This window comes from Lentisalinibacter orientalis, from assembly GCF_040706535.1.
In the GTDB taxonomy this organism is placed as follows: domain Bacteria; phylum Pseudomonadota; class Gammaproteobacteria; order Steroidobacterales; family Woeseiaceae; genus Lentisalinibacter; species Lentisalinibacter orientalis.
Window position 1 is genome coordinate 49,821 of record NZ_JAPDRJ010000007.1, and the last position, 13,692, is coordinate 63,512.

Below are 13,692 nucleotides of genomic sequence, written 5' to 3' on the forward strand. Positions count from 1 at the left end.
GAGTTTGCGGTTGGCAGTCACGGCTATCGTTCGTCGAATACCGCCAGACCGGCGGTATCCAGGTCGGGATAAGCGGCATCCCGGGGATTGATGCAAACCACTTCGCCCGGCATCGTAATGCCGAGTGCGGGATCATCCCAGCGAATGCCGCAGGCGAGGTCCGGGGCGTAATAGTCGCTCATCTCGTAGAGCACTTCCGAACCATCCTCCAGGGTGCGGAAACCATGGGCGAAGCCGGCGGGAACGAACAGCGCCTTCAGGCCCTCCGCATCCAGCCGGAACCACTGGTGACGCAGAAAACTGCGGGACCCCGGCCGCAGGTCCACGATGATATCGTCGATCGCCCCGCGGATGCACCGCACGAGCTTGCCCTCCCTCGATGGCGGCAACTGGTAGTGCAGGCCACGGAAAGTCCCGGCCGCGCGGTTGTAGGACAGATTGGTTTGTACGAACTCCCGCGGCAGTCCCCGTTCGGCAAACTCGCGAGCACAGCGCAGACGCGTGAAATACCCGCGCTCATCCGCCTTCTTGTCCGGCTCCAGGACCCAGGCTCCCACGAGCTCCGTCTCGACGAAACGCATCAGACCGCCCAGTAGTAATTCTCGTCAATCTGTCCCGTGGCGATCAGTTGCTTCAGACGACGCAGACGGGTGTAAGGCGGTGCCTCGAAGTCCTCCGGCTGCATTCGGATACGCTCGAAGACCCGGCGAAGCTGACGTGCCCCCTCGCGTGCCGTCCAGCGACAGCTGAACCCCGGCAGTCCCTTGTCGATCTTGTCGAAGGCCACCCGATAGCTGCGATTGTCCCCGCCGCTCGGCCCGAACGTGAGTTCGCACTCAGGGAAGACTTCCTTCACGATCTCGGCGATCTCACGGATGCGGTAATTCTCGTCATTAGCCCCCACGTTGAAAATCTCACCGGAGATCGCCTCGATCGGCGCCGTCAAGCAGTGACTGATGGCAGTGCCAATGTCTTCAATATGTACGATGGGCCGCCAGGGCGTGCCGTCGCTGATCATCGCGATCTTGCCGGTGGTCCACGCCAGTCCGGCGAGGTTGTTGAGAACGATATCGAATCGCATCCGCGGCGAAGCGCCGTAGGCCGTCGCATTGCGCAGAAACACCGGCGCGAAACCGTCATCCGCCATCGAACCCACGTCCTGCTCGACACGGACCTTGCATTCTGCATAGGCGGTCTGGGGATTGACGGGTGAGGACTCGTCGACGACGTCTTCCTCGGCCACCCCGTAGACGCTGCAGGACGAGGTGTAGACGAACCGGGGCACGCCGGCCGCCTTTGCCGCTTCCGCCAGGATAACGGAGCCCCGATGGTTGATGTCGAAAGTCACTTCCCGGTTGGATTCACCGAGAGGGTCATTGGAGAGCTCCGCCATGTGGACGACCGCATCGAAACCCTCGAGCATCTCCGGCGTCACACGCCGAATGTCCGCGCAGATCAGGCGAGGCATTACTGCGGGCTGCGTGGGATCCGTAAACAGCCAGCCATTGCGGTAATAGCCGGTATCCAGGCCTGTCACGTCATGCCCTTCCCGCATCAGCCGCGGAGCCAGCACCGAACCGATATAACCATCCGTACCGGTCACCAGTACACGCATTGCCTTCGCCCCTTCCATTCGCCAACTCAATACTCTAATGCCAGAAACAGGATCGATCCATGCGCTGACTCACACTTGCCGGCGTGCACTGAGTGCCGAGCGCCGGCCGTGACACCGGTCATTGCCAGGATGGGCGATGCCTGCCATGCTTCGCTTTTGATGTGCCCGAGCTAATACCCTGATTTATGTCCAATAAATTCAAGGCCGGCGACCTGGTCGAAGTACGGCCCGCTGGCGAGATTCTTGCGACACTGGACGAGGAAGGTTCCCTGGAAAACCTGCCGTTCATGCCGGAGATGCTCCCCTACGTCGGGAAACGGTTCCGCGTTTCCCGGCGGGCGCACAAGACCTGCGATACCGTACACCAGACCGGTGGCCGATGGCTGGGCAATTGCGTGCATCTGGAAGACCTGCGCTGTGACGGCGACGGTCATGACGGCTGCAAGGCATCCTGCCTGCTTTTCTGGAAGACCGCATGGCTCCGTCCTGTCCCGGCCGGATCCGCTTTGGACGGTTCCACGCCAGGCGGCTCCGTAGAGGAGCTTACCGCCCTCCGTTCTCTCGTCTCAAAGGGGACGAAAAGGAACGATGCGCGCAGCGAAGACATCGTCTACCGCTGCCAGGCAACCGCCCTATACGATGCATCCCGGCCCCTCGCGTGGTATGACGTGCGCCAGTATGCAGAGGACTTGACCAGCGGAAACACGGGTCTGCGGCACATGCTGCGCGTCTGGTTCTTCAACGGGCTTCGTAAACTCATGGGCCTCGGGGTGGGCTACGGTCTCTCGGTGCGGGTCTATGATTTCTTCCAGCGACGTATCGGCGGATACGAAAATCCTTTCCGCAGCGGCTCCATCCCTGAGGGCGAAAAGACACCGGCTCGGCAGCTCGATCTAGTGCCGGGCGAAAAAGTCCGGATACGCTCCCACCAGGAGATTCTTGCAACGTTGAATCGCGCCAACAAGAACCGCGGCATGTACTTCGACGTGGAGATGGTGCCTTACTGCGGCAAGACCTATACCGTCAGGCGCAGGGTAGACCGGATTATCCACGAGACCACCGGCCGGATGATCGAGATAAAGACGCCGAGCGTGATCCTGGACGGCGTCGTATGCCGCTCCGAAATGAGCTCGTGCCGCCTCTTCTGCCCCCGAGCCATCCCCTCCTACTGGCGCGAGATCTGGCTGGAACGAGTCGGGGCCGAGGATGCCAGCCCTACACCCGATCGATCACCTCAAGCCCCGGGATAGGCACGGCGAAGCGGCCGCCCCAATCGAAAACACGGGAATTTGCGGTGACGATTTCGTCGCGCAGGTTCCATGGCAAAATCAGGACATAATCGGGGCGCGTCTCGTCAATGTGTTCTGGTGCCAGAATGGGTATCCGGGACCCCGGCGTGTACTTTCCTTGTTTGTAGGGATTCCGATCGACCGTATAGTCGAGGAAGTCACGGCCGATGCCGCAGTAATTCAGTAGCGTGTTGCCCTTGCCCGGCGCGCCATATCCGACCACTGTCTTACCGGCGCGCTTCGCTTCGATGAGAAACGCGAGGACGTCTCGCTTGACGGCATCCACCCGGGGCTGGAAGCCACTATACCCTTCCAGGCCGTCGAGTCCGGCGTCGCGCTCAGCTTCGAGCAACTCCCTGACTCTGTCGCTGATTTCCTCCCGGCCCTCGTGCGCAGCGTAGATACGCAACGATCCGCCGTGGGTCGGGAGTTCCTCGACGTCGAAGATGCACATGCCATGATGACGGAATATCTCCGTCACGGTCAGCAACGATAGATAGGAGAAATGCTCGTGGTAAATCGTGTCGAACTGGTTCTCTGCAATCAGCCGGAGAAGGTGAGGAAACTCCATCGTTACCGCACCATCCGGAGAAAGGAGCACTGATATTCCCGCCACGAAATCATTGATATCCGGCACATGGGCGAGGACGTTGTTGCCCACGATCAGATCGGCGGCACCGTGTTCGGTTCTTACACGCTCTGCCGTCTCGGCGCCAAAGAACTCGGTAATCGTCGTGATGCCCCTGGCACGCGCAGCTTCCGCGACGTTCGCTGCAGGCTCAATCCCGATGCACGGAATACCGGCCGAAACGAAATTCCTCAAGAGATAACCGTCATTGCTGGCCAGTTCGACAACCAGGCTGTCCGGACCGAGTCCACGTCGGTCGGCAATCATCGCGCAATAGTCTGCAGCATGCCGCAACCAGGAATCAGAATAAGACGAGAAATAGGCGTACTCCGAGAAGATATCGTCGGGCGCCACGTACTCGTCGAGCTGCACCAGAAAGCACTCGGCGCATACGAGCGCATGCAGCGGATAGAATGGCTCCATCGCATTCAATTGCCCGGGAGAAATATGCGTCTGGCAGAGGGGCGTGACGCCGAGATCGACGAAGCTATGATGAAGCGGCGCTTTGCAGAAGCGGCAGAGACTGCCACGATCGGTACTACTCATGGTCTTTCAGGGTCCTGCGATCCAGATTCAGCCGGGAATCCGAATCGTAACGGGGATCTGGCGGCGCAGTCGATAACCGCTTCACAGTTCTTCTCCCCGGTTTCTGGTGCAATAGCTGAACCGGGAATCACAATTGGGTTTTCCGCGGAAGCCGCGGAGAATCCTGCCATCAACTTCTGACTGGATACATATATGGCGAATCTCGTCGGCAAATCGGCTGTCATCACCGGGGCATCGCAAGGCATCGGTCAAGCTATTGCGGGTGCGCTGCACGCTGCGGGGGTGAATCTCGTCCTTATCGGTCGCGACCTGGACCGGTTGCAGAGCGCAGTTTCTTCGTTCGGTACACAAGCGCCCCCTCCGCACATGCTCCAGGCGGACCTTGGTGACCCCGGTAGTCTGCAAGCCGCCACCGACAAGATCTCGGAGGTCCTGCCGGGAGTCGACATCCTGATCCACTGCGGCGGCGCCTACCTGCGGGGCGACTGGGACGAACTCGATCCCCCGGCTTTCAGCAACCTGCTGGACACAAACGTCATCGGCCCCTACACGCTGACCCGCCAGCTGCTGCCGCGACTGGTTGTCGCGCGAGGAGACGTCGTGTTCGTCAACTCCACCGTCACGCGCTCCCAGGGAATGCACGCCAGTCACTTCAAGGTGACCCAACACGCCCTTCAGGCACTGGCTGATACGTTTCGCACGGAACTGAATGCGCAGGGACTCCGCGTGCTGTCGATTTATCCCGGCCGAACGGCCACACCCCGACAGCAGGAAATCTACCGTGACGAGGGTCGTGACTACCGTCCCGAACGCCTGCTGCAGCCCGAGGACGTCGCCGACGCCGTCCTCTCCTGCCTGTCGATGCCTGCGACGGCCGAAATCACCGATCTATACATCCGCCCCAGGCTGAAAACCTGAGGACTGCGGCAGCGGAGCAGATCGGGAGTCATGCGCTCTCCTTCTGCTTCCGAACCCATGCGCTCAACCAGGGCAGACGATTACCTGACGCTTGACTCATCAGCTCCAGGAAGCGCGTCTCGGCACCCGTCGGTCGCCCCGCCAGAACCCATAAGAGAAGTTCACAGACCACGAACACCGCGGCACCGAGCCCCACGGCACATAGCGCGACGACGATCTCCCATTCCCCCCAGGTATCGGAAAGCCATGGCAGGAACACCATTCGTACCAGGGGATACATGACGATCACGCCCACAAGGGGCCGGTAGACCACTTGGAGATAAGCCCAGAACGAGAGCGCAAGCACGCCCAGAGTGATAGCCACGTTCACCGACAGCATTACCGCCGTCACGATCAAATAGGCGATAGCAATGCCTTCAACCTCTGCCCATACAGCGCCGAAATAGATGGCCGGCAATAGCAGTACCATCCGGCCGAACTGCTGCACTGTCAATAATGCCGGCCGCCCCAGCGCGAGCATCACCGACCAGGAGTTCGTAATTAGCGCACCGAGTGCTCCCCCGATGGCAAGATAGTGAATCACCGGGATCGCATCTCGCCATTTGTCTCCGAGGAGGATCGGTACGACCACATCCGCCGTCGCCGCAATACCCATCGCTGCAGGCAACGCGATTAACGCGATCAGCCCTATGACATCGAGAAAACCATGCTGCAGTCCGCCTTCGGTATCTCGCATCCGAGAATAGCCTGGCAGCGCCACCCGATTGATCGGCGCGACCAATTCGGTGGTCGGCAGCATGGCCACTTCGTAACTCACCGAGTACAGGCCCACTGACCGGGCTCCGTACAATCTGCCCAGCAAGAAGTCCGGCGCCCTGGTCCCGAGAAAGGTGAAGAGATTATTCAGCAGCATCCACTTGGAGAAATGGATCAGCTCCCGAGCCTTGCTAACCGAGACTCGTGGGCGATAAGGATGCATTCCGTAGCTAAGAATTGCGCCAACCATACTGTTCGAGAGCATCCCCACCAATAGCGCCCAGTAACTTTTCCAGACCCATGCAGCAGCCACCGTGACGACCAAACCGACCAATCGCTGAGTCGCCTTGAGCACGAATTCACGGTCAAAGGCCATCTCACGCTGGAACATCACAACGCCGATGTTGGCGATCCCGGTAATAGCCGCGGTCAGTGCGAGTACATACATCACCGAGACGAGCCGGGGCTCCTGGTAGAAGACCGAAACGGGATGCGCCACGGCCACCAGGATCACGGCCTGGCCAAAGCCGACCAGGCACTGAAGCGTCCACGCGCTGTCCATATCTTGCCGATCGATCTCCGCCCTCTGGATCAGCGGCACGTGGACGCTGAAATCACTAACTGCGCTTAGCAGGTGAAAAAACACCGTCGCCATCGCCACGAGCCCGAAGTCCTCGGGCATGAGTAGCCGGACGAGGATCAGCGTGCTCATGACCCCGACACCCCGATCGAACATCCGCAGCCCGACGGTCCATACCGCATTTTTCGCCATCTGCCGGTTGATGCTCACATCGATTCCTGTGCAGGCCGTATAATCGGCGCAGGGTGCCGTCTAGACCATCGAACTTCTGCTACAAATAACAAGGCCATGTCACGGTCCAGCTTGCCAACGCCAAAACACGGCGAGCGTTCGGCTCGTATCGCCGGTATCGACGTACTGCGCGGCTTCGCCGCTCTGGCCGTGGTCTTCAGTCATTATCTGAATTGGTGGGACCGATATGTTGCGGATATCCCGCTGATCGCTCCCGGTGAATATGGCTATTACGCGGTGCAGCTCTTCTTCGTCATTTCCGGCATCGTCATTTTCAATACATTGAACAAGTGCAAGTCGAGCTTCCATTTCCTGTATTTGCGCTTCACTCGCCTCTATCCTACCTATTGGGCGGCACTATTCGGAGTGACCCTGATCACTGTCTTCGCATTCGGAAATGACGTATGGCTCACAGGCGTCGCTGTGAACGCCACAATGCTGCAGGAGTTTCTGGGCTATGAGCATTTCGATAACGTCTATTGGAGCCTGACCGTCGAGCTCACATTCTACGCCCACGTCGCATGGTTGTTTTCGCTGGGCTGGCACCGACGAGTTCATCTGATCTGTGGCTGCTGGCTTATCGTGAGTTGCATATGGGCAATTGCCGTCGGAAAAGGCGAGTCTCGTGATGTGTTCGCACTCACCCTGGCTCTTGATCAAGCTGCATTTTTCGCAATCGGCATAATGCTTTATGAGATCAGACGCAACGGGATGAGAGTCGCCAGTGCAATAATGCTCGCTCTGGCCCTACTCACGGCCCTGCTCGTGGAGGGGGTGACGGGCTTGCTCGTCGCAACATCGGTCCTGGCGCTGGCCGCCCTCGGTCTCTGGGGCTATCTCAAGCCGCTTGCGAACTCCGCGACGCTCTTCCTCGGTGGTATCTCTTTCGCCCTCTATCTCGTGCACCGTAATCTGGGCTATCTCGCCCTCGAACGCTTCTCGGGCGCCGGACTCGGCCCGCTGCCTTCTATTGTTCTCGTCGTTATCGGCGCACTGGCGCTCGCAGCGCTCGTTACCTATGCAGTGGAACGACCATCCATACGGCTACTACGCCGCCTGCGTTTTACGTGAACCAGAAAGACCGCTAACACGCGGTCACGATAATCTGCCTCTTCAATCAACCTGTTGAAGAATCCTGGCGCCTACCCTTCCTTCCCAGCAGCTCGCGCCGCTGCCAGATAAACCGACGAAGCAGATAGGGCATAAGCCTCAACCTCGTGTTCATCTCGGTCGGACACCGAATCACGTCCCGCAGCAGCTGCTTCTCGAATTGCCAGATCGGCCGACGATTGACCTTCTCTGCATCCGATCCAAAAAACGCGTCCAGCTGCGCCCGAGTCTTCACCGCCGTCGCGGTCTCTGGTTCTATACGTCGATAAAGCAGCTTATCCGGGAGCCTCACGAATGGCCCCTGCAACAACAATGCCGCAATAAGGCAAAGATCCGATCCACGAAATGCCCTGTTCAGGCTCGTTCTCGCCAGTGCCCGCGACCGAATCAGGCCATGGAACGGGCTGTTGAGGCCTCTCGATGAAAAGTAGGCTCGGTAGCGTTCAACAGCGTCAAATGACTCCAGCGATGCGTCCAGGTCGTGGACGCTCGGCTGATGTGCGTAGCGACCGATGAATCCGGTCGCGGAGTACACGAGCATCACCTCATTCCGCTGCTCCAGTATCTCAAGGGCTTTTTCGAGGAATGACTTTTCTACCACATCTCCAACAGCGCACCATTTAAAGTAAGGCGTGCTCGACAACTCGAATGTGCGGTCCAGATTCCGGAAGACGCCGAGATTCTCAGCATTGCGATAACACTGCACACGCTCGTCGCCGGCGGCGATATCTTGTGCTATACGCCAGGAATCATCGGTGGATGCGTTGTCAGAGACAATCACTTCGATCTCTTGCAGGGTCTGCCGCAATACCGATTCAATTGTCTCCGCAAGCCACCTTTCGCCATTGAAGACAGGGATCCCGACGGTGACCTTCACTCCAGCCGTCGTCAAGCCAGCCTCCCGGCCTCGTGCTTGTCCTGTACGCGACAATGGTTCATACGCCTTTCTTCATCCTCCCTGTAATCCACTCGGACTGCACTATCGACTGCATGGAAGATCGCCACCGCACCCTACGGCGCAGCCGCTTCAACGCCGGATCTTCATCCAGACGTACCTCTATGATGGTAGGGCCAGTGCTTCCAAAACACGCTCGTATCTGCCCAGCCAGACCCGAATCCGCAACTACATGTTGCACGCCGAGCCACTTTGCGTATTCGGCCAGTCGAGTCTCCTGCAGCGCCGTGGCAATTTCATGGCCACTGCTGTGTATCTGTTGATCTCTGATGAGCCCAAGACTGTTATCACAGAATACGAGGACAGGAAGTCCGATCTTCTCCCTTTTCGCTGTCAGTAGTTCCGCGCCGACCATCCGGAAACTGCCGTCACCCACCATCGCTGCCACAGGCCTGTTCCGGTTCGCCAGTGCAGCGCCGATCGCTGCAGGCAACCCGAATCCCATGGACTGGAAATCGCTGGGAAAAATCAACCCTCCCGGAACCTGAACTTCGAACAATGCCCTGGTCATTAATTGGTGGAGGCCGGTATCCGTGACGACGAGGCCGTCCGCGGGGACACCTTCGCGAATGGCCTCAAACAATACACTGCAGTCTCCATGACCCTGCCACTGCGGCCGCGAAGGCAACGCCCCCTGGCCGGCCTCCATCCTGTGGCGCCATTCCGCAATCTCTGCTCTCTCCCAGCTATTACATGGCGGAGTCTCAGTTTCTGTCAGCCTATGGGAAACGACATCAAGGAACTCTGCAACCTTCGCCCGAACCGTCAATCGTGCCGGGTACGTCTCAGAGGCAGTGCCTGCGTGCGGCCCAACATGTATCAGCTTTGCGGTATCAAGCTTCAAGCGGAAACCCGATGTGCTATTCCGTGCCAGACGGCTGCCGAGCACGACTATCAGATCCGCGCGCGCCATTAACGCGTTTACGACAGACACATCCGCAAAGAAGAGGTCCCTGCCCAGACACAAATGATGCGACTCATCGACGACCCCTCTCGCGGCTGGGGTGGTCAAACAGGGTATGCCTGCAGCATCGATCAACGTCCGTAGCTTGTCCGCAGGCTCGATGCACCCCGCACCTGCCAGAATGATCGGCCTTTGCGCCTGCCGCAACTCCGACCACACATCGGCCAGAACCCGCCTGTCCGCCGTCTCATTTTGGCCCCTTTCAGATGACGACCCCGCGGCGGGCGGTGATTTAGTAGCGAGGCGGGCCGTCACTTGAATAACGACGGGCTGCGGACCTGGCTCTTGCGCCTCTGCCCAGGCGCGCTTGACGGTATCCCGCACCGACTCCGGATCGTCCAGATCGAAGACCGCAGCGCCGACCGCGCGGGCAATGCGATCCTGCCGGATGCTGCCCAGATCATACGGCTGTGCGTTCGCACTGGAGCTGCCCGTAATAAGGATCACGGACGACGCATCCATCGCCGCTTCGGACAGAGGAGCCACAGACCACGCAAAGCCCGGACCCTCGATTGCCGCGAATACTCCCGGCCGCCCGCTGCCCCGATAGTAACCTATCGCCATGAACCCGGCTGCGATCTCGCTCGTCGTGAGCACCGGGCGAATACCGCTCCGCCGCAGCGAATCATACAGATCGATGTTCTGAGTGCCTGGAAGGCCAAAAACCACATCGACCCCCAACCCCTGGAGGGTCTCCACCAACCGATCAGTAACAGATGTGCTCTTTGCGCCCATCGGTGCCGCCACTAGTCATAGTTGGGAAGATCGCACAGGTTGAAGCCGATGCCACGCCGCATCCATTCTCGGTGTTGGGAAACTCTGTTAACCATCCGTCCGTTCCTGCGGACGATAAGCGCTGAAACCGGCGGCATAGTAGCACATGGGCAGGACAGGTATCGCAGGTCAACCGAGCGCGGGATCAAACCCACCGGACGAGTTATGTCGCATTACCGATCGAACACTATCCCACTAGCTACCTGTCTTCGGGCTAACGCGGTTCGCCATTTGACACATGAAGATTCTCTCGATGCGCATTGGATGCCCGAACTCCAATTTCTCTATTCACATCATATCGGGCCCTGTATGATTTCAACGATCGAGCGCCGGCCCTGGCCCTTATTCTCAAGCGATGAAATCGGTATTTGGCATCATTGACGCGGCGGATCCTCCCGGTCGAGAGATCGTCTGGCCGGCGCCTGTGGACTCGACGGTCACCGGGTTTTCCGAGATAGTCTCGACGAATGAGCTAGCAGTCCGCTTTACCGCCCGGAGCTCGCAAGAAGCGGCCGACTCGCTATTCGCGTCAGATGACTGGACCATAGGTGTCATCGGCAAGATATTCCACCGAGATGTCCCACGCCAGACTGAACTGCTGGCCCGACTCCTCGCAGAACTCCGAACTGGCTGCTCCGACCTGCTACGAGAGAGTTTCGGCGAATACGTCCTCGTGGTCATCAATAGGAGTCAGGGCGAGGTCTTCCTCTACAGTGACGTCCTCTCGATCCGGCCGGTGTTCATTTATCCTGGACCAGATCGCATCGTCTTTGGGACTGACGCCTGGCAGATGGTCAAGGAGGGCCTCGTTCCGGCCACTCTCGATCTGGATGCTTTCAGCTCGTGGCTGCTGCTGGATCATGTCATTGGGAACGACACGATCATCCAGGGACTCAAGCGCCTGCCTCCCGCCAACTGCGCTCGTCTATCAAGAAGCGGGCTCAACCAGAAGCCCTACAAAGACTTTCGCATCAACTCCAGGCAAGTCCCGGAAGAGGAACTTCTAGAGCGGATTGAGAGCGCGGTCACCGACAGTTGCCGAAGTGTCGTCACCCGCGAAAAAGAGCTGAACTGTTTTCTGTCGGGCGGTTTCGACAGCAGGTATTTATTATGTGTGCTCAACGAGCTAGGCGCGGACCTCTACGCACATACCGTTCAGTATGATTCCGCTGAGGAGGACGCCGCTCGAGCTGTAGTGGACGCGCTCAATGTCGAAGGCTCCTTCGTCGATGTGCCCGCATCAGTACTCGATCTTCACGAGGGAAGTCCCTTCTATTTCGCCCCCTGGGGTTTCCCCGCCTGGAAGTTCGTCACCGAAATCCCCGTCCGCAAGTTCGGACTCCAAAGTACACTTGTCGACGGTCTGATGGGAGATGAACTCATTCGCGGATTCGACTATGAGGAAGGTGTCCGAGATGCTATCAGGCAGTTTGGTATCGGCGAGGGTATGCTTCGCAACTATGAGTTCGTAGGTCCATTCATCTTCACGCCGAGCCTGGCTGGGCGGATACGTGGCCGTGTCAGAGATAAGATCGAGGAGTACTTCAGAGGCGTGGACGGTGATTCTGAAAAGGCCGCATTCCAGTGGCTCCTGTTCAATAGGAAATCCACATGCCACACGACGAACCATATCTACAACCAGTCGCGAGTGGAGACCGTTCACCCATTCGTATGCACGGATCTCATAGATCTCCGGCTTGAGTCAGACAATCGTCCCTTCAATGCGAGACTCTACGAGACGCTTTTTTCCCGTCGGTACCCTGCCGTGGCCCATGTGCCACACAGTAACAACCTGCAACCACGCTATAGCGGGATCGGATCGTTCAGCTGGGAGATTTGGAAACGTTTGCCATCTGCGCTGGCACCACTGATCGACTCCGGCACTTCTGGCGTTTTCCGGCGCAACTTCGCCGCTTCCCGGTTGGCAGGCTATGCCTTCGGTCACGCACAACAGTTCTATGTTGCTCGCCAGCTCTTGATGATCGCCATGCTCCTCCGCCGCCTTCAAGAAAAAGGAATGTCCATTCCATGGAACGAGATCTAGCTTCACAACCACAAAGACCGCAAGATCTGCCTGTCTGGCCGTTGAGGCTCGAGATCGATCATCCCCGCTTCGGAACGGTGGCACATATCGTACTCGAGACAGGGCTATGGCGACGCGCGGTAGGCGGCATCCGCATGTTGCCGGACGTAACCGCGGAACAGGTCGCCGATCTCGCTCGCGCGATGACGTACAAGTTCGCGTTTCTGAACATGCCTTTCACCGGAGCCAAGGGTGGCATCGTTTCATCACCAGCGTGGTTCCCCGAGCACAAGGCTGAGGTACTCGACTACATCGGCCGATCTGTCGGACGGCTCGTACGCGACGGACTGTACACGCCCGGCCCTGATCTCGGCGTGGGCCTGAAGGACTGCTGGTCCATCCTGAGAGGCGCCGGACTCACCACTCCGAATCGAGACCCCGATAACTGGACGGACGCCACCGATAGCCCCGGGTTTGCGACGGGTCTTACCGTATTCATTGTTGCGGAAGAAGCGCTCGCGAGCCTCGGGATGGACACCAGAGGGGCTTCCGTCGCAGTCCAGGGGTTTGGCAAAGTCGGAGCATCTGCATCCAAGCTCTTTTCTGACGCCGGAGGCAAAATCGTGGCCGTATCGACTACTGCCGGTGCTCTGTATTCCGCCGACGGACTCAACGTCGACGCCATGCTGGAGTGCCGCGCCCGTCACGGCGACGAATTCGTGCGCCACTTCAGTACTGCTGAAGCAATTCCTGTTGATTCCTTACTCACACTGCCGGTCGACGTCCTATGCCCTTGCGCAAGCCAATGGACGCTCGGCATACACAACTCCGACGAGTTGAAGTGCAAGGTTATTTCATCCGGATCAAACTGCTACATTGCTCCACAGGTGCGCGAAGACCTTTACGCGAATGACTCCATACTGGTAATGCCAGATTTTTTATCGAGTTCCGGGACGGTTCTCGCCAGCAACCTGATGGGATCAAATGAGACACGTTTTTCTATGATCCAGAGCCTATTCCGGGTGAAAGTCAGAGCACTCCTGCAACAAAGCCGGCACGAAAAGACGCCACCAGCGCTTCTAGCTCAGTTTATCGCAGCACGGAACTTGGAGCGGGCGACGGAGCAAGAAACTCGAGCTAAACGCCATGAAAGAATATATTCTGTATGCTGTAGGGTCGCAGGCTTGCGCCACGTACCCACCCGTGTTCGAGACTCCATATCCCGGCACTTTGCCGGTCAGTGGCTCAGCACGCAAGATGAGTGGTCTCGCCAGTAAGGCACAGACATGAGCAAGTGGCTTCT

Annotated in this window: 11 protein-coding genes; 5 read left to right on the forward strand and 6 right to left on the reverse strand. The window is 58.6% G+C overall.

The annotated features are described in order from the left end of the window. Positions 1 to 23: 23 nt before the first annotated feature. Together ACJMK0_RS18985 and ACJMK0_RS18990 are read right to left on the reverse strand one after the other, a co-directional pair. Positions 24 to 581 (reverse strand): dTDP-4-dehydrorhamnose 3,5-epimerase family protein, encoded by a 558-nt coding sequence (locus ACJMK0_RS18985; RefSeq protein ID WP_405240824.1) that lies wholly within the window; start codon positions 579 to 581, stop codon positions 24 to 26. Beyond that, on the reverse strand, positions 581 to 1,615 hold the full coding sequence (locus ACJMK0_RS18990) for an NAD-dependent epimerase/dehydratase family protein (RefSeq protein ID WP_405240873.1): 1,035 nt from the start codon (positions 1,613 to 1,615) through the stop codon (positions 581 to 583). The genes ACJMK0_RS18985 and ACJMK0_RS18990 overlap by 1 nt, the downstream gene beginning before the upstream one ends. Before the next feature lie 185 nt (positions 1,616 to 1,800). Between ACJMK0_RS18990 and ACJMK0_RS18995 the strand changes: the two genes are divergently transcribed. Further along, positions 1,801 to 2,865, forward strand: a complete 1,065-nt coding sequence (locus ACJMK0_RS18995) for a hypothetical protein (protein ID WP_405240826.1) — start codon at positions 1,801 to 1,803, stop codon at positions 2,863 to 2,865. Here the strand turns inward: ACJMK0_RS18995 and ACJMK0_RS19000 are convergent. Next, a complete protein-coding gene (locus tag ACJMK0_RS19000) occupies positions 2,831 to 4,078 on the reverse strand; it encodes a methyltransferase domain-containing protein (protein ID WP_405240828.1) in 1,248 nt (415 codons plus the stop codon). The genes ACJMK0_RS18995 and ACJMK0_RS19000 overlap by 35 nt on opposite strands. 192 nt (positions 4,079 to 4,270) lie before the next feature. Here ACJMK0_RS19000 and ACJMK0_RS19005 point away from each other — a divergent pair, with 192 nt between their 5' ends. Further along, positions 4,271 to 4,996, forward strand: a complete 726-nt coding sequence (locus ACJMK0_RS19005) for an SDR family NAD(P)-dependent oxidoreductase (RefSeq protein WP_405240830.1) — start codon at positions 4,271 to 4,273, stop codon at positions 4,994 to 4,996. Positions 4,997 to 5,024: 28 nt separating this feature from the next. On the opposite strand, the gene ACJMK0_RS19010 is transcribed toward ACJMK0_RS19005, so the two are convergent. Next, positions 5,025 to 6,542: a lipopolysaccharide biosynthesis protein gene (locus ACJMK0_RS19010; RefSeq protein ID WP_405240832.1), complete on the reverse strand. Its 1,518-nt coding sequence runs from the start codon at positions 6,540 to 6,542 to the stop codon at positions 5,025 to 5,027. Positions 6,543 to 6,620: 78 nt separating this feature from the next. On the opposite strand from ACJMK0_RS19010, the gene ACJMK0_RS19015 reads away from it, so the two are divergent. Then, positions 6,621 to 7,634, forward strand: coding sequence for an acyltransferase family protein (locus tag ACJMK0_RS19015; protein ID WP_405240834.1), 1,014 nt, complete (start codon positions 6,621 to 6,623; stop codon positions 7,632 to 7,634). A 46-nt stretch (positions 7,635 to 7,680) separates the two neighbouring features. On the opposite strand, the gene ACJMK0_RS19020 is transcribed toward ACJMK0_RS19015, so the two are convergent. Continuing rightward, positions 7,681 to 8,565: a glycosyltransferase family 2 protein gene (locus tag ACJMK0_RS19020; RefSeq protein ID WP_405240835.1), complete on the reverse strand. Its 885-nt coding sequence runs from the start codon at positions 8,563 to 8,565 to the stop codon at positions 7,681 to 7,683. Between the two features lie 43 nt (positions 8,566 to 8,608). Further along, on the reverse strand, positions 8,609 to 10,327 hold the full coding sequence (locus tag ACJMK0_RS19025; RefSeq protein WP_405240837.1) for a thiamine pyrophosphate-binding protein: 1,719 nt from the start codon (positions 10,325 to 10,327) through the stop codon (positions 8,609 to 8,611). 394 nt (positions 10,328 to 10,721) lie between these two features. Between ACJMK0_RS19025 and ACJMK0_RS19030 the strand changes: the two genes are divergently transcribed. Continuing rightward, complete coding sequence (locus tag ACJMK0_RS19030; RefSeq protein ID WP_405240839.1) at positions 10,722 to 12,410, forward strand: asparagine synthase-related protein; 1,689 nt, start codon at positions 10,722 to 10,724, stop codon at positions 12,408 to 12,410. Continuing rightward, positions 12,395 to 13,666 carry a Glu/Leu/Phe/Val dehydrogenase dimerization domain-containing protein gene (locus tag ACJMK0_RS19035; RefSeq protein ID WP_405240841.1) on the forward strand — a complete coding sequence of 424 codons (1,272 nt, stop codon included), beginning with the start codon at positions 12,395 to 12,397 and terminating at the stop codon, positions 13,664 to 13,666. The genes ACJMK0_RS19030 and ACJMK0_RS19035 overlap by 16 nt, the downstream gene beginning before the upstream one ends. Positions 13,667 to 13,692 lie beyond the last annotated feature (26 nt).